Source organism: Nonomuraea jabiensis (assembly GCF_014204795.1).
Taxonomy (GTDB): Bacteria; Actinomycetota; Actinomycetes; order Streptosporangiales; family Streptosporangiaceae; genus Nonomuraea; species Nonomuraea jabiensis.
The window spans coordinates 2,090,089-2,115,183 of sequence record NZ_JACHMB010000001.1; the positions used below are offsets into that span (position 1 = coordinate 2,090,089).

The 25,095-nt window shown below is 66.6% G+C and carries 19 protein-coding genes; 12 read left to right on the forward strand and 7 right to left on the reverse strand.

The annotated features are described in order from the left end of the window. Positions 1-56 precede the first annotated feature (56 nt). Positions 57-2,657, reverse strand: a complete 2,601-nt coding sequence (locus HD596_RS08915; RefSeq protein ID WP_185068806.1) for an ATP-binding protein — start codon at positions 2,655-2,657, stop codon at positions 57-59. 658 nt (positions 2,658-3,315) lie between these two features. Here HD596_RS08915 and HD596_RS08920 point away from each other — a divergent pair. From HD596_RS08920 to HD596_RS65590, 3 genes are all read left to right on the forward strand, one after another. Beyond that, positions 3,316-3,861, forward strand: a complete 546-nt coding sequence (locus HD596_RS08920) for a winged helix-turn-helix domain-containing protein (RefSeq protein WP_185068783.1) — start codon at positions 3,316-3,318, stop codon at positions 3,859-3,861. Further along, a complete protein-coding gene (locus tag HD596_RS60295; protein ID WP_246555879.1) occupies positions 3,858-4,232 on the forward strand; it encodes a transposase in 375 nt (124 codons plus the stop codon). Before HD596_RS08920 ends, HD596_RS60295 begins: the two co-directional genes overlap by 4 nt. Positions 4,233-5,407: 1,175 nt before the next feature. Further along, the gene (locus HD596_RS65590) at positions 5,408-5,863 is read left to right on the forward strand and encodes an NUDIX hydrolase (protein WP_185068807.1); all 456 of its coding nucleotides are present in this window, start codon (positions 5,408-5,410) and stop codon (positions 5,861-5,863) included. Here HD596_RS65590 and HD596_RS08935 read toward each other — a convergent pair. The 3 genes from HD596_RS08935 to HD596_RS08945 all read right to left on the reverse strand — a co-directional run bounded on the left by HD596_RS08935 (position 5,803) and on the right by HD596_RS08945 (position 8,920). Then, positions 5,803-6,168: a hypothetical protein gene (locus HD596_RS08935; protein ID WP_281398182.1), complete on the reverse strand. Its 366-nt coding sequence runs from the start codon at positions 6,166-6,168 to the stop codon at positions 5,803-5,805. The genes HD596_RS65590 and HD596_RS08935 overlap by 61 nt on opposite strands. 1,098 nt (positions 6,169-7,266) lie before the next feature. Next, the gene (locus HD596_RS08940) at positions 7,267-8,154 is read right to left on the reverse strand and encodes an endonuclease/exonuclease/phosphatase family protein (protein ID WP_376776143.1); all 888 of its coding nucleotides are present in this window, start codon (positions 8,152-8,154) and stop codon (positions 7,267-7,269) included. A gap of 361 nt (positions 8,155-8,515) precedes the next feature. After that, entirely contained in the window at positions 8,516-8,920 is a 405-nt protein-coding gene (locus HD596_RS08945; protein WP_185068810.1) for a MerR family transcriptional regulator, read from the reverse strand. 59 nt (positions 8,921-8,979) lie between these two features. Here HD596_RS08945 and HD596_RS08950 point away from each other — a divergent pair, with 59 nt between their 5' ends. From HD596_RS08950 to HD596_RS08965, 4 genes are all read left to right on the forward strand, one after another. Further along, entirely contained in the window at positions 8,980-9,687 is a 708-nt protein-coding gene (locus HD596_RS08950; protein WP_185068811.1) for an SDR family oxidoreductase, read from the forward strand. 497 nt (positions 9,688-10,184) lie between these two features. Next, on the forward strand, positions 10,185-11,363 hold the full coding sequence (locus HD596_RS08955) for an RNA ligase RtcB family protein (protein WP_185068812.1): 1,179 nt from the start codon (positions 10,185-10,187) through the stop codon (positions 11,361-11,363). Then, a complete protein-coding gene (prfH, locus tag HD596_RS08960) occupies positions 11,360-12,070 on the forward strand; it encodes a peptide chain release factor H (protein WP_313043326.1) in 711 nt (236 codons plus the stop codon). The genes HD596_RS08955 and prfH overlap by 4 nt, the downstream gene beginning before the upstream one ends. 97 nt (positions 12,071-12,167) lie before the next feature. After that, the gene (locus tag HD596_RS08965; protein WP_185068813.1) at positions 12,168-12,788 is read left to right on the forward strand and encodes a hypothetical protein; all 621 of its coding nucleotides are present in this window, start codon (positions 12,168-12,170) and stop codon (positions 12,786-12,788) included. Positions 12,789-13,455: 667 nt separating this feature from the next. On the opposite strand, the gene HD596_RS08970 is transcribed toward HD596_RS08965, so the two are convergent. Next, a complete protein-coding gene (locus tag HD596_RS08970; RefSeq protein ID WP_185068814.1) occupies positions 13,456-13,674 on the reverse strand; it encodes an EF-hand domain-containing protein in 219 nt (72 codons plus the stop codon). 169 nt (positions 13,675-13,843) lie between these two features. Beyond that, positions 13,844-14,722 carry a phosphorothioated DNA-binding restriction endonuclease gene (locus HD596_RS08975; protein WP_185078365.1) on the reverse strand — a complete coding sequence of 293 codons (879 nt, stop codon included), beginning with the start codon at positions 14,720-14,722 and terminating at the stop codon, positions 13,844-13,846. A gap of 82 nt (positions 14,723-14,804) precedes the next feature. Here HD596_RS08975 and HD596_RS08980 point away from each other — a divergent pair, with 82 nt between their 5' ends. Continuing rightward, positions 14,805-17,879, forward strand: coding sequence for a DEAD/DEAH box helicase (locus HD596_RS08980; protein WP_185068815.1), 3,075 nt, complete (start codon positions 14,805-14,807; stop codon positions 17,877-17,879). Positions 17,880-17,985: 106 nt separating this feature from the next. On the opposite strand, the gene HD596_RS08985 is transcribed toward HD596_RS08980, so the two are convergent. Further along, entirely contained in the window at positions 17,986-18,321 is a 336-nt protein-coding gene (locus tag HD596_RS08985) for a hypothetical protein (RefSeq protein WP_221519241.1), read from the reverse strand. Between the two features lie 228 nt (positions 18,322-18,549). On the opposite strand from HD596_RS08985, the gene HD596_RS08990 reads away from it, so the two are divergent. From HD596_RS08990 to HD596_RS09005, 4 genes are all read left to right on the forward strand, one after another. Beyond that, positions 18,550-19,830 carry a hypothetical protein gene (locus tag HD596_RS08990; protein WP_185068817.1) on the forward strand — a complete coding sequence of 427 codons (1,281 nt, stop codon included), beginning with the start codon at positions 18,550-18,552 and terminating at the stop codon, positions 19,828-19,830. A 126-nt stretch (positions 19,831-19,956) separates the two neighbouring features. Beyond that, positions 19,957-20,349 (forward strand): hypothetical protein, encoded by a 393-nt coding sequence (locus tag HD596_RS08995; protein ID WP_185068818.1) that lies wholly within the window; start codon positions 19,957-19,959, stop codon positions 20,347-20,349. Position 20,350: 1 nt separating this feature from the next. After that, entirely contained in the window at positions 20,351-22,771 is a 2,421-nt protein-coding gene (locus HD596_RS64690) for a DUF4132 domain-containing protein (RefSeq protein ID WP_185068819.1), read from the forward strand. Positions 22,772-22,785: 14 nt separating this feature from the next. Continuing rightward, positions 22,786-24,879, forward strand: coding sequence for a DUF4132 domain-containing protein (locus HD596_RS09005; protein ID WP_185068820.1), 2,094 nt, complete (start codon positions 22,786-22,788; stop codon positions 24,877-24,879). The last annotated feature ends 216 nt before the right edge of the window (positions 24,880-25,095 follow it).

Below are 25,095 nucleotides of genomic sequence, written 5' to 3' on the forward strand. Positions count from 1 at the left end.
AGGCGTTAACACCGCGATAATTATATAAAGAACCTTTATCCTCGCCACCTTTCCTTCTACGCGCCCTCGTCGCCGTTGTGTTCCTTATCGATGAACTGACTGAAGGAAACAGCCATCTCTTCCTCTAAAAATGGGTGCGCGGAAGCGAGAACTCGCCACCCCGCCAGGAAACGGCGAGCAATATTCGGATCCTCCACTCCGACAGCTGCTACTGTTCCTATCAAGTAGCAAGTAGCCAGGAATCGCGGAGAGGTCACCCCTTGGTCGAGGGCCTTTTCAACATACTCGAGCGCATAAGCGTGGTTACCAATTTGGCCACATTCGTGGGCAACGGTCCGGTAGGCATCTGCGATATCGCGTATTTCGCCAAACTTTGCGAGGATTGACACCGCTCGTTCAACACGCTGAAGAGCAAATTCGACATGTCCGGCGTTGAACAGAATGGGAACCTGCCCGACCAAGCTGCGTGCAAGCCTTGGGTCATCTCCAATAGGCTCGAGGGTAGCGATCGCATCATCTGACATCGTCCGGGCTTCTTCATACCTCCCCAGATGAAGTAGCGCATCGGCAGCATTAGACAGTGCAATACCCAGGCCCGACGTGTCATTTATAGCCCGAGTAATCTCGATCGCTCGAAGGCACAGTGAAAGTGCCTCTTGATGCCTCCCCTGACCTCTCAATGTGTTCCCCAGATCTATGAGGACCATGCTCTCTTTATCATCATTGCCAAGGCGCTGAAAGATCTCTAGTGCTTCCCTTTGGCACTCCTCGGCTTCTAACAACGAGCCGGTATAATGATATGCGACAGCGAGTGTATTTAGAGTCTCTCCAACTCCCCACACATCGCCAGATTCGCGACAGATCTTCAAATCCTCCATATAGTACGCAATAGCCGTTTCCGGGTCGCCGGCAATTCGGTGAGCATTACCCAAGTTATACAAGACCTCCCCAATGTAGTGCGTTAGGCCAAGCTCACGAAAGATCGACAGGCTCTTCTCCAGAAGAGGGACACCTTCCGACTGCCTTCCGGTCTCGTTGTACAGACTGCCTAACTGATTAGCTACCTGCGCGATGATCGGCTTAACATTGAGCGCTTTTGCCACTTCATAGGCTTCAGTCGCAGAGGTCAGAGCCTCAGCATATTCGCGACGATATCGGCACAAATTAGCCTTAGCCGCCAGAAAAATTATCCGGCTCAGCGGGTCTCCAGAATCGCACGATAGCCTCTTACCAAGAGCAATAACCTCGTCCCATTCGTGCCAACGGCCTGTGAGTTCGCAGGCCATATTGAGGGTGGTAGCAAGCAGAAGTGCCGATTCGTGTTTCCGGTCGCTTACAAGAGAACGCATAGCGGTGACCGCAGTTGAAAGCTCCTGCCTTAGCCATTCGCTTGCGTCATCGACCGAATCAAAATCTGCTCCAGAGGCAGAAGGGAGCTCAACCTGTATCTGGCCAGATAGGGTAGTTGTCGCTCTAATGAGAGAATGCTCCACCCACTCGAACATGCGTGTAAGACTTGTAGCGACATTCGCTGACGACTCTTTCAAAAGCTCTTCGCGTGAATATATTTTTATCAGGTCGTGGAGCCTGTATCGGCCATATATCTCTGATCGCTCGATCAAATTAGCTTCGGCAAGTCGGGTCAGTGATCTTTTGGCCTCTTTCTCATGATAGCCGGTGAGCGCTGAACATATTGCAACACCAAAGTCTTCGCCCGGGATTGCCGATAGATACTTAAAGACTCGCTTGGTTGATTTTCCCAATCTGCGGTACGAAATCCTAAATGCGGCACGAACGGCTAGATCGCCTATTTCAAGCGAGTCCAGGCGCCTACTCTCGTCCCGCAGTTCTTTCGCGAGATCCTCCATCCGCATATTGCTTGAAGAGTAAAGCCGGTTACCGGCTATACGAAGGGCTAGAGGCAGATAGCCACAATACCTTGCAACGTCGCCTGCACTCTTCTTGCTCATATCGCCATGGCCTCTTCCGCTTATCTTCTCCAGTAAATCCAAGGAGCATTTGAGCGGGAAATCATCCAGGTCGACACGTAGAACACTCTCAAGACCGGCGAGTTGATTGCGGCTTGTAACCAAGGTAAGTGTTGTATTTCCTGACGGGATTAGTGGCCTCACCTGCGACTCACTCGCTGCATTATCCAAGATAATAAGCAAAGAACTTCGACCGATAAGGCTGCGATAGACATCCAAACGCTGAGCAGCATCTGTTGGAATGCCATCCTCGGACACGCCTAGAGCCCTCATTATTCGCGCCATGATGTCTTCAGTGGACGCTGGCTCCTTATCAACACCTCGCAAGTCAAAATACATAGATCCGTCAGGAAATCGGTCAAGCAGGCGATAGGCCACGTGAACTGCTAAGGCTGTCTTCCCTACACCTGGCTTTCCCGATATAACAAGCGTGCCTGTAGTGCCGCGTTCATCATCAACTAATGCCTCAATGATGTCTATCTCGGTATCGCGACCGGTGAAGTCTACAATCCTTGGTGGCAGAATAATCGGACACGGAGCGCTCACGTCGTCCTCACGAATGCCAGCCATCAAGAATACAGGATTGGTGAGTATTGGCGCGTTTACGTCTCGACCAACGGCAGTCGCCGCATTACCCGAAGCCTGTACCTCATCGCCCTTCCGCCTCATCACCTGTCCTCGACCTCGTCGATTCTGATGCGCTTCGGACGTTTGTCTCGATAGAATCCGTAGCATCTCCCTGGATAGCTACGGCGCCAGCTCCGGAGGCGATGCATCCATCACCTGCGGGAGAATCTACGTGATTATTGTTGATAGAAACCGTGGTTCTAATGGCTCCGGATGACGAACCGCCCACTGCCACGGAGCCATCTCCAGCAGCAATCGTTCGATCGCCGCCCTCCTTGCTCGATGATTGTTCGAGGCCGACTTGGAGGACAACGGCCAGAACAGTCAGAGCTCCAAGTGCGACCCACCAGCCCCAAGATGGACGATCTGTCAGGAAATTTGTGATCAATCCGATTGCTGCAGCGGCTATGACCGCCAGCGCGCCTGCGATCCCACGCTTCACTGTGATCGACACAACGCCTCCGATCGAGAGCATAAGCCCAGCAGACTACTGACCTACTTATACATGATCGCTACGCCGCGTGTAGCAGTCATAACAAATGGTGATACTAGTTGCAGGGAATCGCTCGATGGCGAGGTACGTCCCAGCCTTCACACAGTCCGCTTGTAGGGAAATGCCGTGGTGCTACAGCGGTTGAAAGTCTGAGGTAACACGGCGTGGTTGCGTGCTCGTGGCGGGGTTCGGGAGTATGCCGGTGGGATGCGTTATCCGGATGGTGGTGGTCTGACCCCGGCGGCGCGAGCCAAGCGTGAACAGGTCCGCTTGGAAGCTGCCGGGCTGTTCGCCGCTGGCATGTCACCGCCCCAGGTGGCCAAGAGGCTGCGGGTCTCACGCAAGTCGGCCTATGTCTGGCACAAGGCCTGGCGCACGGCAGGGGCCCAGGCGCTGGAGTCGAAGGGGCCGGGTGGGCAGCGCTGCCGGCTCAGCGCTGCGCAGGTGGAGCGGTTGGAGGCCGCGTTGGACGCCGGTCCGGCCGTGTGGGGGTGGAGTGAGGATCAGCGGTGGACGCCGGCGCGGGTCACGGTGCTGGTCGGCCGGTTGTTCCACCTGTCCTACACCCCGCGTGGGATCTCCTATCTGCTGCATCGGATGGGCTGGAGTCCGCAGGTTCCCCAGCGCCGCGCCGCCGAGCGCGACGAAGAGGCGATCGCCACCTGGGTGAAGGACACCTGGCCGCTCGTGGAACAACGGCGCGGGATCAGGACGCGTGGATCTGCTTCGCCGACGAGGCAGGCCAGTCGCTGAGGCCTCCCAAGGCCCGTACCTGGTCCCGCGGTGGATGCACCCCGACCGTCACCGTCTCGGGCAAGGGCTCCGGACGCGTCAACCTGGCCGGGATGATCTGTCTCAAGCCGGGGCAGCGGACTCGGCTGATCTACCGCATGAGGATCTACCGGCGTCGTAAGAACGAACGCAAAGGGTTCAACGAGAGCGACTACGCCCGTCTGCTGGATGCCGCCCATCAGCAGCTCGGTGGGCCGATCGTGCTGATCTGGGACAACGTCAACACCCACGTCGACGCCCTGATGCGCAGCCTGATCGACACGCGCCCGTGGCTGACGGTGTTCTCCTTACCGACCTATGCGCCCGAGCTCAATCCCGTGGAGAGCGTGTAGTCGCACCTCAAACGTGGCCTGGGCAATCTGGCCCCTGGCACGCTCGACGACCTCGCCGCGGTCATCCGCAGCCGTCTCAAGCAGATGCAGTACCGCCCCAAGCTTTTAGACGCCTTCCTGACACACACTGGCCTGATCACACACCCGAGATCGACATGACACCCTAACTTTCACACTCTGTAGCACCTGGTATCACCGACGCATGGCTTGGGCTGGAGCTCAGATGTTCGACCCGATCCTATATTGGTGGGGAGATATTTGTGGCGATACGCTGAGATGTGTATCTCAGTGCAGATATGCGCGGGCAGGGTGTCCCACACGATCATGGGCTGGTTGTGTAACTGCTGGTGGGCGACCTGGAACAGGAGCTTGAAATCGTGGACGGCGAGGCGTTTGGGGTCGTTCTTGCGACCGTGAAGTTGATCGTCCGCTAGATGAGCCGTGTGCACCGCCCGGGCTGTGATACCCACCAGGCTGGCAACCGAGACTCGGTCCGAACCCTCGTCGGACACTCTCACGATCGGGGTCCACCCGCGCCTGACCCAGCTGTTTCCTTGAGCGGAAGAAGGTTTGGCTTATTTCGTCAACGAAGCATACCCAGGCCTCCCTCTGGATGACCTGTCCCTATACGCCCAGGTCTCTCTCCAAGCGGAGATGGCGCCCTGGCCACGCTCAGTGGCGCGATGTACCAGCGTCTGTGTGCTCCAGCCGATGTGGTCCCTGGCTGACAATAAGGTTCCCAATCCGGATATCTGGCGGTTGGCTACCTTCGTGGACCGCTGACTGATCAATTTTGGCACTTCAACCAGATGGCGCGTTGGTCGGCACAGCGCCAACGTCGCCGGATTTGTCAGTCGGTGCGCGGTATTCCTGCCGTCGTTTAGTCCGCCGCGGTGCGGTAGGCGCGTTGCCTGGTAGATAGCCTCGCGCGCCAGGTGCTGGCCCGACTTCCCGAGTACTGTTGTGACTGCAGTCAACGATGACGCGGGACATGGGCGGGATGATCTTCCCCATCAGGGGGGCTAGGCAAGGTGTTTTCGCAGGTCAGACTAGATGGTCTGGCCGCACAATTCACGCTCTCCTAAAGCGGGTGCTGCAGATATCCGATCTGCCTAGAGTGTCAAATCCTTGGCTCTGGCGAAGCCTTCAAGATCGGTGCGTGGGATTATGGACGGATGTCTGGGCCAAGAATCCGCGTCGCTGCCTACGTCCTCCGTTACCGGTCCACCCCGGAGCTCCTTGTCTTCGATCATGTCGACGCACCCGAAGCCGGCACCCAAGTGCCGGCGGGAGGGGTCCTGCCGGATGAAAGTCTGGAAGAAGCCGTCCTGCGGGAAGTCGCAGAGGAGACCGGCTTGACCGAAGTCGCCATCGTCGGGCCCATTGCGGTGGACCACAAACCTCGTGAGGATAACGGCCAGCCGCGGCAGACGACGTTCTTCCAGCTCACCACCGACCCCGATGGCGCTGATGTATGGCACCACCGTGTTCATGGTGATGGCGCGGACGCTGGTATGGAGTTCGCGTGCCGCTTCGTCCCTTTGCCGCTGGTAGAGGGGTTGGCCGACACTCAGGACGCTTGGTTGAGTCGCATCGATGGACGAGGAGGGAAGGCGGTGAGCTCGTCATAGGTCTTGCTTTTCTGCAGGCAGTGGAACAGGTGGCCGAGCATCCGGTCGAAGGTGTTGCGTAGCGCGCTGGAGTGCCGGTCGCCTTCGGCGCGTCGCCGGTCGTAGTGCTTCCTAGGCCCCGGTGCTCGCAGGACGGCAAAGGGCCGAACGTACCCGGTGGCGGCCAGGCGCTGGTTCTTCAGCTTGCGGTGGTGGACGACCAGGTTCTTGCCCGGGGCGCAACTGATCGGGGCTGCGCCGGCGTAGGTCTTCAGCGCTCGGGCGTCGGCGAAGCGGGCGCGGTCATCGCTGAGCTCGGCGAGCATCCGGGCGCTGGTGAGATCGGCCAGGGCCCGGGAAGCTGGTGCTGATTGCCGTGTCCTGGTGCTGGTGGAAGGCCTCACTGGTGGCTTCGGCGAGATCGTCAGCGGCGCGGCATGCTGCATCCGGCTGCCGGGGGGCGCCTGGGCGTGGCGGCCGAGTGCTTTCTCCACCGGCGGGAGCTGGTGAAGGTGTTCTTCGCCGAACAGTGCCTGCGGGCGGCTGGTCCAAGCGGCGATGTTGCGCTGCGGGCCCGAGGCGCGCGCAGCAAGGGGTGCAAGCGACGGGCAGTGAGCTTGGCGGGCGTGGGCGCCGCTTGAAGGACGGCACGAGCCTCACGGGGGATCAGGCCGATGTTCTTGACGTGGAAGGCCTTCAGCGCTGCGGGGCAGTACTCGCGCAGCAGGGATCGCAGCTGGTTGGCCAGTTGCTGATGGTTCCAGACAGCGTCTTGTTGCGTCCGGGCCTGCGCGGCGATCGCCTCGGCCAGCTCGGAGTCCTGCGGCAGCGGCTTCTTTGTTCGATTCTTGGCCCGGGTGAGCGGCGCAGGGGCACGCTATGCCCTAACGAGAGAGCTCGGCGGCTCGACATCCGATTAGCAGTTCGTGATCCCAGCCCGTCGCACGTCCGCGTTCGGCGCAAAGGTGCCGGGTAGATATGCGCGGCGTCTCCTCCGGCTGGCTCGCGCCACGATCTTGGCGAAAGAGGCGACTGGTGAACGGCGGTCGAGAGGGACCAAGGGGCACGGCGTGAGCAGAGGACTCCAGGTCCGGTATCGACTCAGGCATTCACTCGTCCCTGCCGACCGCCGCCCGTCAGGCCCTTGCCCCCTTTGCACTGCCTGCGGTCCGGAGTCAAGCTCCGATTCGGGTTGAGGCCTCTGAGGAGGCGAGTGCCCGAGTCGGCGAAACTCGGGGTCGTATGGGGTCATTAGGTTCGAATCCATACTCCCTGAGGGGTGGCCAGAGCCAGCCATGGTTGATCTTGAAGCCGCTGACCTGAGTGAAGCGCCCATCGCCGGTCCAACGGTACGTTTCCGGCGTAGTGCGGTCGCCCCCTGGGAGACGCGAGACGAGCGCGGTTCCCTCGGTCGCCGGTGCGGGTCAGAGCTTGATGCGGGCTGCGATCGGCAGGTGGTCGCTGCCGGTGGCGGGCAGGGCCCAGGTGGTGACAGGGGTCGCCGTGCGCGTCATGACGTGGTCGATCCGAGCCAGGGGGAAGGTTGCCGGCCAGCTGAAGTCGAAACCCTCTTCTGCCGGGGTCATCCGGGAGGTGACCGGAGCCAGGCCTCGGTCGTCGAGGGTGCTGTTGAAGTCGCCCAGCAGAATGATCCTGTCCAGATCTTCCGCGGCGATGGCCGCGCCCAGTGCGGCAGCGCTCTCGTCCCGCCAGCCGGTGCCGAAGCCGTCCGGCAGTCGGATACGGACTGAGGGCAGGTGAGCGACGTACACGGCCACGTCGCCGGATGGCGTCCGCACGGTGGATCGCAGACCTCGGCTCCAGTCTCCTCCGACCTCCACGGGTCTGATGTCCACCGGACGGGAGTCCGCAAGGGGATGCTTGGACCAGAGCCCGACAGTGCCCACGACCGTGTGGTACGGATGGCCGGACGTGAGGACGGCCTCGTAGGCGGGCAGGGCGTCAGGCGTCAGCTCCTCCAAAGCGATGAGGTCGGCTCCGGCCTGGGCCAGGGCTCGCGCGGTTCCTTCGGGATCGGGGTTCTCGTCGTTGACGTTGTGCTGGAGCACGGTCAGGTCGTGAGCCGTTCCCCGATCAGCGGGTAACAATCGCTCACCGAAGAGGCCGGCCCAGACCGCGGTGGGCAGCACCAGGGACACCATCGCCGTGGCCGAACGACGCAGCAGTGCCGGGAGCATCAGTACGGGAACGGCCAGACCGCCCCAGGGCAGGAAGGTCTCCAGCAGGCTGCCGAGATTGCCCACGGTGTTGGGCACGACGCCGGGGAACGCCAGCAGCCCGGCCACCAGCATCGCAACCGCCGCGAGGACCCGTCCACGCGTCCAGGACCAGGACGTCCGGTCCGCCACATTCCCCTCGCCCCGACACCATCCGCCGATGTGACGAGGGCGTTTCCTCGCGGTGCGCACCTTCCGATCTTCGATGCTCATACGCCTGACCGTACGGGGCACCATCTGTCCTTGCGCATCGCCCGATCAGAGGTCGGGTGATAGTAGGCAGTTCGCCGGGCGGGCCGACGGTTCCCGGGCTCTTGGGGGTGCGGACGGGATATGAGAGTCCGGGATACGGGTCCGAGATGCGGGGAGAAGCCACGCGAACTGAAGAGTCCTCAACACGGACCCAAGACTCGAGGAGGCTTTTCGAGCCTCGGGTTCACTGGAACTGGGGACTCGCCTCCGCGGCCATGTCTCGGTCCGCGACCCATGTGCAGTCGCTGGCCGCACTTTCGGAGACCCGGATGACCGCGTCCAGGCGGTCACGAGTACGGGTCAACTCAGTGATCTGGGCATCGATGCGATTACGCTCAGCGGCGAGCCGGGCACGCGACTCCGGAGTGCTGACCTTGGCGTCAACGCAGGGCAGCAGTTCGGCGATGGTCCGGCTGGACAGGCCGGCCGCGTAGAGCATCTGGATCAGCCTGACGCGGTCGGCCGCTGACTCTCGGTAGTGGCGCTGTCCAGAGGCGCTCCGGTTCGCCTCCAGCAACCCCTGCTCCTCGTAGTAGCGCAGGGCCCGCACACTGACGCCCGACTTCGCCGCCAACTCACCGATACGCACCGTGACCTCCATCACAGGACTTGCCTCTGACGTCAACGTCAGGTTTTAGCCTATCCGGTATGCAGATCAACGGAGCACATGTGCTGGTCACCGGCGCCAACCGGGGCCTCGGCCGACAATTTGTCCTGTCCCTTCTCGACCGCGGTGCCGCCAAGGTGTACGCCACCGCCCGCCGCCCGGACCTCATTGACGTACCGGGAGTCGTCCCGCTGCGCCTCGACATCACGGATCCGGCATCGGTCGCCGCCGCGGCCGCCGCAGCACCCGACGTAAAGATCGTCATCAACAACGCGGGAATCTCGACCGGGGCGAACCTGGTCACCGGGGACCTGGACACGATCCGCCGCGAAATGGACACCCACTTCTACGGCACCCTCAACGTGATCCGCGCCTTCGCGCCCCAGCTGGCCGACGGCGCGATCCTCAACGTCCTGTCCGCGCTCTCCTGGCTCGCCTTCGACGGCGCGGGTGCCTACCATGCGGCCAAGGCGGCTGAGTGGGCGCTCACCAACAGCGTACGGCTGGAGCTCGCCAACCAGGGCACCCTGGTGACGGGTCTGCACCTGGGTGCCGCGGACACCGACATGATGGCCTGGTACACCGGCGACAAGGCCGCTCCTGAGGTGATCGTCGAGGCAGCCCTCGACGGCATCGAGGCGCGCCGGCCCGAGGTGCTCGCCGACGACTGGAGCCGCCAGGTGAAGGCGTGGCTGTCCGAGGACCCGAGTGTCGTCTACCGGGAAGCGGCGGCCGCTCTCACGGCCTGACATGCTGATCTTGAAGGTCACGGCGCCCATGGCCGTGACCTTCAGGCCGTTGGGCCACGCTCGGCGGTCAGGGCGGAACGGCGTGATCCGAGCGAGGCGGCCGCCGTTCCGGCGCCGGATCGCTGCCGACGAAGACCGGCTGCATCTCAGCCCTTTCTGGAGATCGGCCCATTCGGCAGGCAGGCCGGGTGGCGCGGGCCGCCGACTCATCTTCACGGTGGCGGCGGTGGCCGGATGGTTCCCTTGGTCGAGGCGACCACGCGGAACTCGGCCCGTGACCGAGACCATCGATCGGGCGAACTGCACCAGCACAGGTGCTTGAAGATCCGCTGGAGGCGCGACGTACGGCCGAAAATCGCTTGCCTCGCGTTGCGGGCTCAGGGGAACGTGTGTTCATGATGCTCTGACGGACAGCACCCCGCTACCCCGAGATGCCACGGCGCCGGCTCGCGCCGTGATGCCGCCCGCCCATACCCTCTTCAGCGAAGAGAGCGTCTTTGTCTCAGCAACACTCCCGGCAGGAGTTCCCGCTGCCGCCCACCCCGGCCACCGTCGCCGTGTTCGCCTCCCCCGCGAGCTGGATCGAGTCCGATGCCGTCGCGCAGTGTCACCAGGTGGCCGCCCTCGACGGCATGATGCACGTCGCCGCCATGCCGGACCTGCACCCCGGCAAGGGCGCCCCCATCGGCGCCGCCATGGCGTCGACTGTCCTGTACCCGTTCCTGGTGGGCTCCGACATCGGTTGCGGCATCGCCGTGTTCCCCGTCAAGCTCAAGCGGGCCGTACCCGAGAAGCTTGCCGCCCGGTTCCCCGATCTCGATCGCGCGCTGGACCCTGAACGGGATGCCGACGACCCGGCCTGGGCCGTGGTGAAGGGTGACGTTCCCGCAGGTCACCTGGAGGGCCTCGGGACGGTCGGCCGGGGCAACCACTTTGTCGAGCTGGCGCGGATCGGGACCGTCTTCGAGCCGGACCACGCGAGCCGGCTTGGACTCGCCGCCGGTGACCTGGTTCTCATCGTCCACAGCGGTTCGCGAGGGCTGGGCGAACGGATCCTGCGGGCGCACACCGAGGTCCACGGGGCGGGTCCCGCTCCTGATCCGGGGGCCTATCTGGCGATGCATGACGACGCCGTACGCTGGGGATCGCTCAATCGGCGGCTGCTGGCGGCGCGGGTCGCCCATGCGCTGGGGTTCGAGCCCACCGAGCCGATCGTCGACCAGTGCCACAACCTGGTCGAGCTCCGCGACGGGGTCTACCTGCACCGCAAGGGGGCGGCGCCGGGTGATGGCCGTGACGTGCTCATCGCCGGTACGCGAGGCACTCCTTCGTACCTCGTGGCCGCCCACGCCGGGCCGGAGGCCGGCCATTCGGTGGCGCACGGCGCGGGCCGGAAGATGTCGCGTGCGGACGCTCTGCGCCGGGGGCGAGCCAAGCACACGGTCGAGGAGCTGCGCCGTACACCGATGGGGTCGCTGGTGGTGTGCGGCGACCGCCAGCTGCTTTTCGAGGAGGCGCCGACCGCGTACAAGCGCATCGAGCAAGTGATCGCCGACCTCGTCGACCATGACCTGGCTACGCCCGTGGCCACCACGATCCCTCTGGTCACCTACAAGACCCCTGATCTCGGGTCTGCGCCCCAGCGGGACAACCGGCGCAAGCGGGGGCGTTCGTGAGCGTCCACCTGTTGCTGTCGGCCGGGCGCGGTCCGCAGGAGTGTGCCTGGGCGTTGGCGCAACTGCTGCACCGCCTGGAAGCCGACGCCATCCGGCAGAATCTGGAGACTCATCGGGCCCAGACTGTGCCCGGTGACCGGCCTGGCACCTATCGATCGGTTCTCATCCGGATCGCGGGTGACGGCGCCGGAGCGTTCGCCGCCTCGTGGACCGGAACTCTCTGCTGGCAGGCCCCCAGCCCGTACCGGGCCGGCACCGGCCGGAAGAACTGGTACGTCATCGCCGAGCAGTGCCAGGTCGACACCCCGCGCACGACGTTCGCGGAAGCCGATGTCGACATCGTCGCCTGCCGGACCGGCGGTCCCGGCGGGCAGCATCGGAACAAGGCCAGCACGGCCGTACGGGCGACCCACCGGCCCACGGGGATCGTCGTCGTGGTCGACACCGAGCGGCAGTTCAGCCTCAACCGCCGCATCGCGATGCGGCTGCTGCGACAGCGCATCGAGGACGGCGACGAGGCTGCGGGGCGCGCCGTCACCACCGCCCGCTGGCGCATCCACGATGAGCTCGTACGCGGCAACCCGACCCGCATCGAACGCCCGAAATCATCGGAGCAGGACCTGGCCATACAGGCGCAGAAGCGCGGGCGACGGCGGCAATCCACGAAAGGCGGATCGCATCAGTCAGCACGAGAAGGACAAAAGTAGGCGCAAGGGCGCCGCCGCACAGCCCTGAGAAAGCGCCATGGAAGATTTTTTGGCTTTCTCCTGACTGTTCGTTTGACGGTCCCCCACACTGAAAGCCGTGACGGACGATCTCACCGACGCGTGGGACCGCTTGGTTCCTCTCCGTCGGCTCTACCAGGTGGCGGCCCTGCTCAACATGCCGCGCCTTGGCAAAACCGACGCGCACGAAGACACTCAGCAAATCAACCAGCAGGCGGTGCTGTACGCCGGCATCGCCGACTGGGCTCGGCTATCGGCGCAGGCGGCCGAACAACTCGGCAAGCCGGACGCGGCCGACGCTACCGACTTATACGCCTACCTCGTCGAATACACCGACCAGCACGCCAAAGGCTGGCACCCCGCTCCTAGCGAGCACTCCCAGGGAATCGTCCTGGCCGACACGGCCGAGGCGGTCGCGCAAACCGTACTCACTCACTACATCACCTATCTGGCCGAACACCGCGAAGACTACGAGCTATGGCTGGTCGACTCGCTATCCCTGCGCGCGAGTGTGTGGCACGTGAACATCGCCGCGGCGCACCCATGGGGCCACAACTGTCCCTCCTCGGCGCACACGTTCAAAGAGGCGAAAATTTCTCCTCACGCCATCGAGATTCTCACGCCCATCCAAGTACACCGGTTCATGGATCACCTCATAGCCGAGACCCGAAGTCACGGAAACGATGATGCGAGCGATTAGTGGTTGTTTCTTAGGTCTCCTCACTAATGCGACCGAGTTATCGCGATTAGCGCATGGGACGTGATGGCCGACGAACGCCGAGGCGGAGTGGCTCAAGGCGCTGTTACCCAAAAACGGCAGGCGGGGCGAGCGGTGGAATGACCTAGCAGGACACCCAGGGCCGCATGGACTGGGACATCTCCATGGACTCCGCCACCGTCCGGGCAAACCAGCAGGCCGCAGGCGCGCTCCGCGCACCCACCCCGCCACCTCCCGTGCCATGACGGCAAAGGGGGACGCCACCGGGATAAGACGGGAGGATCCGGTGCTGGCGGAGGTCGTCAGGCTGCGGAGTGCTTAGGCCGCTCGGTGGCGGGGTCAGTGCCAAGATCCCCCTGTCGGCGGACTGCCGCTGCCGGGCGGGTATTGATGCCAGGCCAGTACGGCGACAACCCGCAGTTTCCTGCCAGTGCCGCAAGCCACCCGGGTCTCCCGGCTGGGCCGGGATGTCTTCACACCCGGCCCGGCCGGCTGGCCGCGGACAAGGCAAGGCATACCCCTCTCGCACCAACCGCACCTACTTGCGCCGCCGCAAAATCCCCCACGCCATCCCCGAACCGGGAGACGCAGTACGGGTGTCGGACTTCCGGGGCTACCAGGTGATCGTTCAGGTCCGGCGAGCGCGTCGTCACTTGTTCCAGGCCACCAGGAACTCCGCCAACGAGATGCGTCCGTCCACGTCCCCATCGTGCTCGTCCGAGACCTTGAAGATCGAGTCGAGCTCGGCGTCGGTGACCTCCTCGCCGCGCGCGTTCATGGCGAGCGCGAACTCCTCGCGCGTGATGTATCCGTCCCCGTCGCGGTCGAACTCCTGGAACGTGGCGGTCGGGTCGTCGAGAGCTGGCATGGTGACCTCTCATCGTGCGATTCACGCGATGTACTGGCAAGGCAACATCGAAGCACGAGCTTGTGCCCCGTGCGAGGAATGCCGAGGTGAAAAGCGCCGGTCGTGGCGCCCTCATTTCGGAATTCGCGACGGCTATGGGGAGCGCGTGCATACGAAGACCAGGATGACGTCAGGCGCGGGCGGGGGTGCGGAAGACCTGGCGGCTGTGCCAGCTGATGTGGTCAGCCTCCACCCCGTCCAGTCCAGGCTGAGGGCTTCGGGCGGGGCGGCCGGCCAGGGAGAGGACCATGTCGTGGGAGGCCTGCGACCGGCCCACGAACCTCGCGGAGACGGCGATGGTCCGGTCGGCGGTCAGGCCGAGGACTCCTTTGTCGAAGAGTTTGTGGTGGATGGCGCACAGGCACAGGCCGTTCGCCACGTCGTCGGGACCGTCGAAGGCCCACCACCGTACGTGTGCCGCGTCCAGGCCCACCGCCGCGCCGTCCAGCCAGCCGTCGTAGGAGCAGAACGCGCAGCAGTACTCGTACGCCATGAGCACCCGATCGCGGAAGCCCGGGTCACGGCGCAGGAGCGGCGGTGTCCTGAGTTTCACGCCGGGTTCCAGGTCGAGGCCGGCCAGCAGGCACAGGTCCGGGTGCAGGGATGGGGCGAAGTTGGCGTCCAGGAGGTGGCGGGCGATCCGCCCCAGCAGGCCGGGCTCCTCCGACAGGGCGCGGGCCAGGTCGGGGTGGAGGCGGCCGGCGGCCTGGCTGTCGCGGAGGCGGCCCAGCTCCGGGCCGGGGCTGCCGGGGCCGTGGCGGGTGTCGACCAGCCAGAGGCCGTCGTTCGTCAGATGGTGGAAGGGGTAGCCGGGGCTGGTGTCGCGGGGCGGGCCGTACTCCTTGAGCAGTTTCTTGAGCTCGGCCTCGGCGGCGCTGAACGGGATGGGCCGGTTGCCGTTCCGTTGGAAATGGCCCAGGGCGTACAGGAGGAGGAGCGGCTTGTGCGGTGCGCGCTCGCCGCCTCTGGTCCAGCGCCGGAGCTCGGCGACCCGCTCGATCCAGTCCACCACGGTCGGCCAGTGTAGGGCGGTTCTCCGGCCTCGGCGATACGTATTTCCCCGCGGCCGGCCGCGCCTTATAGTCGCCGGGGTGAGCGATCTTCAGCCGGGCGTTTACCAGCATCTGATCACCCGTGAGCTGGACGGCCTGCTGCGTGCCGTTCCCGATCGCGACCTGGTCGACCGGCGGTCGCTGGACCTCGCCGACTCCCACGAGACGCTGGCCCGGCATCTGGCCGCGCTCACCCGCCGGGCGCTGCGCTCCGTACGGGGCGAGAACGACGCGGTACGGCTGGCGCGGCAGGTGGAGATCGTCAACAGGGTCGCCGATCTCATCGGGGACCTGGTGCCCGAGGCCGCCTCGCCCGAGGAAATGGTGGAGGCGGCTGAGGAGCTGATGGGCGTCGCCAGGAGCCGGGATCGGGATGCGGCCGGCCGGGTACGCTTTCCCGCGCGGCCGGTGATCCCCCTTACCGGTAGCGCGCTGCTGGTCAACGGCCGCGGACAGCCGGAGATCGGCCATGAGCTCAAGCGCGAGCTGGCCTCGGCCGATCGGGTGGATCTGCTGTGCGCGTTCGTGAAGTGGAACGGCGTGCGGGTGCTGGCGGAGGCGATCGAGGAGTTCCTCCAGCGCGGCGGTCGGCTGAGAGTGGTGACCACCACCTACATCGGCGCCACCGACCGCCTGGCCCTGGATCGGCTGGCGGCCATGGGCGCAGAGATCCGCGTGTCCTACGACACGCGGATGACGCGGCTGCACGCGAAGGCGTGGCTGTTCCATCGGGACAACGGCCTGTCCACGGCCTATGTGGGCTCTTCCAACCTGTCGCGCACCGCCCTCAGCCATGGGCTGGAGTGGAACGTACGACTCGCCCAGGCCGAACAGCCGCACCTGATCGACACGTTCGCGGCCACGTTCGACGACTATTGGGGCGACCCGTCGTTCGAGCCCTACGATCCGGCGCAGGACGCCGAGCGGCTCGACCGCGCCCTGTCCGCCGAGCGGGCCGGGGGCCGGGCGGTCGTGCTCGACTTCGCGCACGTGGATGTCCGCCCGTACTCCTACCAGCGGGAGATCCTCGACGAGCTCGCCGCCGAGCGGCAGATCCACGACCGGTGGCGGAACCTGGTCGTCATGGCCACCGGCACCGGCAAGACCGTGGTCGCCGCGCTCGACTACCGGCGGCTGCGCGCGGCCGGGCAGGCGGAGTCGCTGCTGTTCGTCGCCCACCGGAAGGAGATCCTGCGGCAGAGCCTGTTCACGTTCCGGCAGGTGATGCGGGACGAGACGTTCGGCGAACTGTACGTGGACGGGGCCCGGCCGGAGCAGTGGCGGCACGTGTTCGCCTCGGTCCAGACGTTGCACGCCAACCCGCTGCCGGAGCCGGACCGGTTCGACATGGTGGTGGTGGACGAGTTCCACCATGCCGAGGCCGCCACGTACCGGCGGCTGCTGTCCGGGATGCGGCCCAAGGTGCTGCTGGGGCTGACCGCGACGCCGGAGCGCGCCGACGGGCAGGACATCAAGCACTGGTTCGGCGGCCGGATCGCCGCCGAGCTGCGGTTGTGGGAGGCGCTGGAGCGCGGGCTGCTGGCCCCGTTCCAGTATTTCGGCGTCCACGACGGCACCGACCTGCGCCGGATCGGCTGGCGCCGGGGCCAGGGTTACGACCTCGGCCAGCTCTCGAACGTCTACACCGGCAACGACCGCCGCGCCGCCGTGGTGCTGGAGACGCTTCGGCGCAAGGTCGGCGAGGTCGGACGGATGCGGGCCATCGGGTTCTGCGTGAGCGTCGATCACGCCCGGTTCATGGCCGACCGGTTCACCCGGGCCGGGCTCCCGTCGGTGGCCGTCACCACGCACAGCCGCAGCGACGAGCGTGACCAGGCGCTGCGTGATCTGAGGGAGCGCCGGATCAACGCGGTGTTCACCGTCGACCTCTTCAACGAGGGCGTCGACGTTCCGGAGATCGACACCGTGCTCTTCCTGCGGCCCACCGACAGCGCCACCGTCTTCCTGCAGCAGCTCGGGCGTGGGTTGCGGCTGGCCGACGACAAACCGTGCCTGACCGTGCTCGACTTCGTCGGCCACCAGCACAAGCAGTTCCGCTTCGACCGGCGCTACCGGGCGCTCACCGGCGCGAGCCGTACCGGCATCGCGCGGGAGATCGAGCAGGGGTTCCCGACGCTGCCCGCCGGGTGCGTGATCGATCTGGATCGTGACGTGCGGCGGCTCGTTCTCGAGAACGTACGGCAGGCGCTCACCTTGAACTGGCGGGATCTGGCGCGCGAGCTCCGCGAGCTGGGGGACGTCGGCATGTCCGCGTTCCTGCGGGAGACGGGGCTGGAGGTGGAGGATCTCTACCGGCGCGGCCGCCAGGGCTGGGCCTCCCTGCGAAACACCGCGGGGCTCGCCGCCGCGGCCCCTGACGCGGGGCTCGGGCGCGCCTTCGGCCGCATGCTGCACATCGACGACGTCGAGCGGCTGACCTTTGTGAGCGAGGTGCTGGCCGGCCGGGCTCCCCGGTCGCCACGCGAGCTACGCCTCATGGCCATGCTGGATGCGATGTTGTGGGGTGGCGCCGAGCCCGCCTCCGGCATGGAGGCCCGCCTCGCGCGGCTCACCGGCGCTCGTGCCGCGGAGCTCGGGGAACTGGCGGACGTCCTCCGATCGGGAATCCGGCACGTCGCGCCGCCGCTGGATCCGGTCGTGCCGCTGCTCGTCCATGCCCGCTACAGCAAGAACGAAGTGCTGGCCGCCTTCGGCATCGACCGGCCCGCGCACATGCGGGAAGGGGTGAAGTACGTCCCTGAGCACCGGGCGGACCTGTTCTTCGTCACCGTCGACAAATCCGAGGACCATTACTCGCCCACCACGCTCTACCACGACCGGGCGATCAGCGAAGAGCTGTTCCAGTGGGAGTCGCAGAGCACGCTGCGGTCCTCCACCGCCACCGCGCGCCGCTACCTGGCGGGGGAATCCACGGTCCATCTCCTGATCCGGCAGTCCAAACGGGACGAAGGGCTTGGTGCTCCGCCGTATACGTATGCCGGGCCCATGCGGTACGTGAGCCACGAGGGCGAGCGGCCCATCCGCTTCGTCTGGCGCCTGGACCACCCGCTCCCACCCGAGGTGTTCCACTACGCCAAGGCCACCGCGGGCTGAGCCGACTCGGGCGTTCCCCGGGGACGGGGCCAAGGTCAGCGCCGTGATGGAAACGGCTCTTCCATTTCCGTTGAGATGATTCGCCCGCTGGAGGGCAAGAAAGTCGTCATCGAGGCGGCCGGAGCCGTGGCTCCTGATAGTGGCCATAATGGCGCTGGCGCAGGCGTTCGAAATAACCCAGGCCTACGAAGAACACCCCGACGAAAACCGAGAAGCCGAGAGAGAACAGCAGAGTGGTCGAGGTGAGGGGGCGCTGCCCGCCGGCCATGGCGCTGATCAGCAGCATGACGCCGATCAGCGCGCCGAAAGCGGGTCCTATGATCAGGCCCAGGCACACGGGGTGGGCCGCGGAGAAACGTTGGCCGCGGTGTGGCTCCGCGGCACCGCCCAGGGATCTGTCCACTCGCCAGAACCAGTCCGCGAACAGCCGCCACACCCGCACAGTCGACCTCTTTCACGAGGGAAATGGGAATATCCTAATTCTCCGGGTGGCGTTGCGTACGATTCCACCGTGATCGTTGGATTAGCGGTGTTCTCCATCGTCCTGGCTATTCCTGTGGCGTTAGTGTGCAGCTCGGTGCTCTTCGCGTGGGGGTCGGCTCAGCGTGCCCATCTGAGATCGCGGTTCCTGTTGTGGGGGGCGGCTCTGGCGGTCGTCGGTCTCTTGGTGATGGCCGTCATCGCCTGGGCGACGCACGAAGACGAGCACTATGACGACTTCGGGTCGGCTCTGCAGGTCCTTGCGGCCATCGACGGGGGTGCGCTGTTCGTCGCCGGGTTGGGGCCGGCGGCTCCTTGGCTGCTGGGCGTCCTGCGGCGGCACACCGCGCGGCTGTCGCCGGCGATCCGCCTGGCCGCCCGGGACGTGGCCCGTAACAGCCCGCGGACGGCTCCGCCGATCGCGATCACGATGGTGATGACCGCTTTCGCGGTCAGCTGGATGATCCTCACGGTCGCCGTGACGGCGCAGCACAGAGCCGGGTACTTTCCCCAGGCTCGCTCGGGCGCTCTCGTCGTGGATGTCCAGACCGGCGACGCGAACGACGCAGCAGCCGCACGGGCGGTCATTCAGCAGGAGTTGCCCGGGGTCCCCATCGCCCAGAGAGACGATCCGGCCCATCTCGGGCACTTCAGCCTGGATGTCGAGGACGTGGACCTGCCGGATGTGGAGAGCGTCGCGTCGGCCGGCTTCATCGGCGACCCGGCGCTCCTGCGCTATCTCACCGGGGACCCGGCCACGCCGTACGACGAGGGCACAGCCGTGGTGGTCACGCCCAACGACCTGAAAGTCGACACGGTGACGCTCTTCTACTCCATGCCCACCGACGACGACGCGGAGAAAGAACTGCCGAGCAAGTCGATTCCCGCGATCGCCGTCAAGTCCGCCGACCCGTACGTGAACGAGGTCTTCATCCCGACGAAGGTCATCCGCGACCTGGGCCTGCGCCCCCAGCCGATCAAGTTGATCGTCGATCCCTCCGCCCACCGGACGACCGAGGCCGAGCAGGAGCGGATCAACCAGCGACTGGGCGAGAGAATGAGCGCCTACGTCGAGCGCGGGTTCCAGGAACCGGCCGCCGAATGGATGGGCGTGGTCGCGGCGGCGCTCGCCGTGGCGCTCGCAAGCGCGCTGATCGCGGGTGGCCAAGCGGGCGCCGGAGGCCGGACGAGGCGGGTGCTGCTGCGGGTACGCGCCGGCTCGCCCCTGGCGCTGCGGATGTTCGCCGCGGGTCGCGCAGGCTGGAGCATGGTCTGCGGAACGGCGCTGGGGACGTTCGCCGGGTGCGTCATCGGGCTGCTCCTGGCGTGGCCGATGACGGCCTCGAGCGACTGGGACGTGCTGCCGCGGGTGTCCTTCGAGACCCCGTGGTGGGCGATCGCCGCCCTGGCCACCGGACTGCCGGTGCTCGCAGGGGTCATCGCGGCGCTGCCCAAGCCGCGACGTCCTTGACGGATTCAGCCCGCAGTGAAGAGGGCGCAGGTCTCGTACGGCAGGCCCGGCGCCGTCGGGGTTTCTGTCGTTCGCCGCTGCTATAGATAGCCGCACCGCCTGATCTTCATGGAAGCAGGGTGTCCGATGGCATCAGTGACGTTTCGCGACGAGACCGCGACCGGCCGGGCTCTGGAGGAGTTCTCCGTGCCCGAGCTGCCCGAGCGGATCTCGGCCCGGGAGCTGGTACGGCTGCGCGTACGAGAGGAGGTGGCCCGCTACAACGCCTCCCCCTCTCAACATTTCCGCGGTCTGGTCAGACCGACCGACGCCGAGACCGAGCTGAACGGCTACCGGATGCGGAGCACGCGCAGGCTGGACTGGGAGAAGCAGGCCGACGCCGCCGAGGCCGCGTTCGGCCGCAACGGCTTCCTGCTGCTGGTCGGTGACCGGCAGATCCTGGACCTGGACGAGGAGATCGATCTGGTCGCCGATCCCGTCGTCTCCTTCGTCAAGCTCGTCCCGCTGGTCGGAGGCTGACGTGGGCGTCCTCGACGGCCTCCCGTCCGAGCTCCGCACCTGGCTCGACGAATGCGAAACCGGAGGCGAAAGCGAGAGCGGGTTGGGGCAGGCGGCTCTGGAGATGTTCCGCCGCCTCGACGCCATCCTGCGCCCCCAGGAGACCTACCGTTTCGTCGATGAGGCGCTGTTGAAGGAGCTCTCCATCGGGTGGGGCGAGGCCGAATGGCGGACGACGGCGTTGTGGGCGCAGTTGCTCACGCGGACCACCGACGGCAGCATCGCCGGCGAGACGATCCTCACCAGGCTGGCCCAGCGCAAGCTGCGCTGGTCCGCGTGGGAGCGGGAGCTGCTGTGGCGGACCACGCTCGGCCGGCCGGAGCCGCACTGGAAGGATCTCTGCTACCGCATTCCGATGTCCTCGATCAAGGACTTGCCGGCGAGCGAACGCGAACCGCTCCTGCCGCTCCTCATGCAGGCGCAGCGGGAGATGGAGGCGGTCCCGCTCTCGGCCGGCTGGACGATCAGGCGGCTGCTGGACGGTCTCATCGCCGAGCACCTCTCCGGCGACCCCGTCGCGGCCGCGCGTTCCCTCGTGCCCGAGTGCGACGGCTTCGCCGTGCTGCTGCGCGAGGAGTACGGCGAGCGGCTGGGCCGGCCCGATGCCCTCCCGCTCGCGAGACACTGGGCCACCGCGACCTCCGCCACCCCGGCGCCGCAGTGGACGGCACGCGCGGACGAGCTGCTCACGCCCCGCGCCACCGAGCTGATCCAGGAGATCCTGGGCCGCGTGCCCGCTTACCGTGAGGGGCTCTGGCACAACGGCTACCGCGAGGTCGTCACCTATCTCCACGAGCGCACCGCCGAGCTCCTGCGCGGGATGATCTGGACCTGCGAGCTGATCGACGAGCCCTGGGTGACCGGGCTCCTGGGTGACGTGGCCCTGGCCACCGGCATCGGGATGGGTGGATCGGGCCCCAACTCCCGCAGCGAGCGAGTGGCCAACGCGGCCCTCGGCGTGCTCGCCCGGCGCGAGGGTACGGAGGTGATCGCCCAGCTCGCCCGCGTGCAGGCCAAGGTGCGCAGGAAGAGCCTCCTGACCAAGGTCAAGCAGATCCTCGACACGATATCCGTACGGACCGGGCTGTCTCCGGAGCAGTTGGTCGAACGCACCGTGCCCACCTTCGGGCTGGGCCACGACGGCACGCGCACCGAGCAGGGGCTGACCCTCGCCGTGACCGGCGCGATCACCTGCGACGGCCGCAAGACCATCCCCAGGAGTGTCGACCGGGAGTTGCTGGCCGAGTTCAGGGCCACGGCGAAGGAGCTGAAGAAGACGGTCCCCGCCGAACGGCTCCGCGTCGAGCACGCCCTGGCGGCCGGACGGACCTGGCCCTGGCGGGAGGCGTGCGAGTTCTACCTCGACCACCCGGTCACCGGCGCCTTCGCCCGTAGCCTGATCTGGGAGGTCGTCGAGGGCTCCGCCGGGCTTCCCGCCCACGTCGACGGAGCATGGGAGCTGACTGATCCGGCCGGGCGCCGCATCCGGCCCCGGCCGGAGACCTCGGTCCGTCTGTGGCATCCCATCTCCCACACGCCCGAGGAGGTCCGCGTCTGGCGGGACCGCCTGCTGGCGATCGGCCTGCGCCAGCCGTTCAAGCAGGCCTTCCGTGAGGTCTACCTGCTCACCCCCGCCGAGGAGGCGACGCACGACCACTCGCGCCGCTTCTCCGGCCACCTGCTCCGGTACGGCCAGGCCAAGGCGCTGCTCACCGAGCGCGGCTGGACCGGCATGTCGCTGGGCCATTGGGACGCCGCCGGAGGGTCCGAGCAGTGCGAGGCCACCAAGGAGCTGCCCGGCGGCCTGACCGCCACCTGGGACTTCCATCTGGACGAGCACTCCTTCGAACGCGACGGCTACAGCACCACCGCCTCCGTCTGCGTCAGCGGCAAGCTTCGTTTCCACACCGGCACCGCGCCGGTCCCGCTGGCCGAGGTCCCGCCGCTCACCCTGTCGGAGGCGCTACGCGACGCCGACCTGGCCGTCGGCGTCACCTCCACCGGCCTGGACCCCGAGGGCCAAGGGGACTACTGGCAGTCCTACAGCTTCGGCGACCTGACCGAGAGCGCGGAGGTCCGGCGTGACGCCCTGGCCCGGCTGCTGCCCCGCCTGGCCATCGCGGACCGCTGCACCCTGGCGGACCGGTTCCTGCGGGTCCACGGCGACCTGCGCACCTACAAGATCCACCTCGGCTCGGGCAACATCCTCATGGAGCCCAACGACGCCTACCTGTGCATCGTCTCCCCCGGCACCGGTGACCAGGTCTTCCTGCCCTTCGAAGAAGACGGCGGCAGGTTGTCGATCATTCTGTCCAAGGCGTTCCTGCTGGCCGCCGACGCCGCCATCACCGACCCGTCCATCGCCCGCCAGCTCCACTTCTGACAGGACCCACCGGCATGCACCTCTCCGCCCTCGCGCAGCGCCTGCTCAATCTGATCCTCGGGACCGCGAACGATCCCACGCGCTGGCCCGACGCCTCCCAGCTGAACGTCGGGCTGACCGGCGTCGCCGGCTCGGCGCCGGGGCGGTACGCGGTCGACGAGCGCGCCAGGCAGCAACTGGCGGCGCCGGCCCGCGAGCTGGTCGGGTTCCTGCTGCCGGAGGACGGGCCATGGCGGCACGGGCGTTTCCCGGTGCTGGTGGCGGCGGGGCTGGCGGGCATGGACGCCGAGGTGGGCGCCCGGCTCGCCGAGAGGTGCGGGCCGATCGCGGTCGCCGAAACGGAGGTGCTGCTCGGCTGGGACGTGGAGCGCCGGGCGCTGTTCGCCGAGGCGGAGCGGGCACGGGGGGCGGAGCGGGCACAGTGGGACGGGCCGCCGCCCGTCGTGATCGAATGGCTCGGCGGCCTGCCCGGCTACCTCGACTTCGCCCGGACTGCTCTGGAGGCGGCCGGGGCCCGCGTCGCGGCGATCCACGCCGGCGAGATCCCCTACGAGGCGGAGAAGGCGTTCGACGACGAGGAGAAGTCGGCGCTCGGCCGGGCCCTGCGGCTGGCGCTCTTCCTGGACGAGCCCTGGCTGCCCGCCCTGCTCGACCCGCTGGCGCGCGGGATCGCGGTGGCGCCCACCCAGGCCAGGACCCTGCCCTCCCAGGCGCTGCTGTTCGAGATCGCCCGCGCGGTGCGGGACCATCCGACGCCCGAGGCGATCTCCGCGCTGCGCGCCGCCCGCCAGGTCACCCGGCACGCCGGGGTGCCCAAGCAGCTGGATCGCATGTTCAAGCGCATCGAGCCCGCCCTGGGCGAGCGGCTGGAGGTGGCGTTCAGGCTGCCCGACGGGCGCGTACGGCAGGCGTTCGGCGAGCACACGGCGGTGATCTCGACCGACGGGGAGGTCGAGCTGTCGTGGTGGCACGGCGACAGGAAGCTGAAGGCGGTACCGGCGGCGGTCAGGCGGGAGCACCCCGACGAGGTCAAGCGGCTGCGCGAGCTGGCCAAGCAGACCATGCAGCAGCAGGCGACCCTGTTCAGGGCGCTGGAAGCCGGATACACCGGCGAGACGCCCGCGCCCTACCGGCAGCTGGAGGGCCGCTCCGTCGTCGACCGGCTGATCTGGGAGTTCGAGGTCTCGCCCGGCGTGTGGCGCGCCGAGCTGGGGATGAGCGTGCCGGACGTGCCCGTACGGCTGTGGCATCCGGCCCGCGCGTCGGTGGCGGAGGTCCGCGCCTGGCGCGAGGTGGTGCAGGGCAAGGAGCTGCGCCAGCCGTTCAAGCAGGCCTTCCGCGAGGTCTACCTGATCACCCCCGCCGAGGAGGAGAGCGGGAGCGACTCCTTGCGGTTCGACGGGCACGTGGTCGACTACCGCAGGCTCCGGGCGCTGTTCAAACAGCGCGGCTGGCAGTCGCCCTTCCTCGGACAGTGGGACGACGGCTACCAGGGCGAGGCCCACCGGGTGCTGGCGAGCGGACGGTGGCGGGTGTCCCTGGACCACGGCCTGTACGACGAGGTCCACGCGAGCACCGGCCGGATCCACTTCCAACGGCTGACCGAGGGCAGGTGGCGGCACGCGCCGTTGACGGAGGTCCCGGCGCTGGTGTTCAGCGAGGCCATGCGGGACGTGGACCTGTTCGTGGCCGTCGCCTCGATCACGAGCGATCCCCGGTGGGCCGACCAGGGGCCGGACCACCTGCGGGACTACTGGCGGACGGGCTCGTTCGCGGCCCTGCCGCCCTCCGCCGAGGTGCGCCGCGACGCGCTGTCCCGCCTGATCGGGCGTACGGCCATCGCCGACCGCTGCACCGTGACCGACCGTTTCCTGGTGGTACGGGGTGATCTGCGGACGTACAAGATCCACCTGGGGTCGGCGAACATCCTGATGGAGCCCAACGACGCCTACCTGTGCATCGTCGCCGCGAGAGTCCCCCAGGCCGGGCTGTTCCTCCCGTTCGAGGAGGACGGCCGGTTGGCGCTCATCCTCAGCAAGGCCTTCCTGCTGGCGAACGACACCGCCATCACCGACCCCTCCATCACCCGCCAGCTTCAGGCGATATAGACCGATGAAGAGACCGCATCACCGATCAGGGCGCCGGCCTGGCCCGGCGGGCCGACGTCGAATCTTCCGGGCCGTGCCCGAAACGGCCGGCCTCGTCACCGTCCTGCGAGTGCGTCGAGGCGGGTGCGGTGAGGCGGGTGCGTTGAGGCGGCTGTGGCGAGGCGACTGTGGCGAGGCGACTGCGGCGAGGCCGGTGCGGCGAGCCCGAGCTGCGCG

Bases quoted from the DNA above. Each gene is read 5' to 3' on its own strand.
- HD596_RS08990 (WP_185068817.1), top strand. From the start codon at position 18,550: ATGGCCGTCATCGCCTGGGCGACGCACGAAGACGAGCACTATGACGAC.
- HD596_RS08940 (WP_376776143.1), bottom strand. From the start codon at position 8,154: ATGCTGGTGGCCGGGCTGCTGGCGTTCCCCGGCGTCGTGCCCAACACC.
- HD596_RS08950 (WP_185068811.1), top strand. From the start codon at position 8,980: ATGCAGATCAACGGAGCACATGTGCTGGTCACCGGCGCCAACCGGGGC.
- HD596_RS09005 (WP_185068820.1), top strand. From the start codon at position 22,786: ATGCACCTCTCCGCCCTCGCGCAGCGCCTGCTCAATCTGATCCTCGGG.
- HD596_RS08935 (WP_281398182.1), bottom strand. From the start codon at position 6,168: ATGCTCGCCGAGCTCAGCGATGACCGCGCCCGCTTCGCCGACGCCCGA.
- HD596_RS08970 (WP_185068814.1), bottom strand. From the start codon at position 13,674: ATGCCAGCTCTCGACGACCCGACCGCCACGTTCCAGGAGTTCGACCGC.
- HD596_RS08915 (WP_185068806.1), bottom strand. From the start codon at position 2,657: ATGAGGCGGAAGGGCGATGAGGTACAGGCTTCGGGTAATGCGGCGACT.
- HD596_RS65590 (WP_185068807.1), top strand. From the start codon at position 5,408: ATGTCTGGGCCAAGAATCCGCGTCGCTGCCTACGTCCTCCGTTACCGG.
- HD596_RS08920 (WP_185068783.1), top strand. From the start codon at position 3,316: ATGCGTTATCCGGATGGTGGTGGTCTGACCCCGGCGGCGCGAGCCAAG.
- HD596_RS08995 (WP_185068818.1), top strand. From the start codon at position 19,957: ATGGCATCAGTGACGTTTCGCGACGAGACCGCGACCGGCCGGGCTCTG.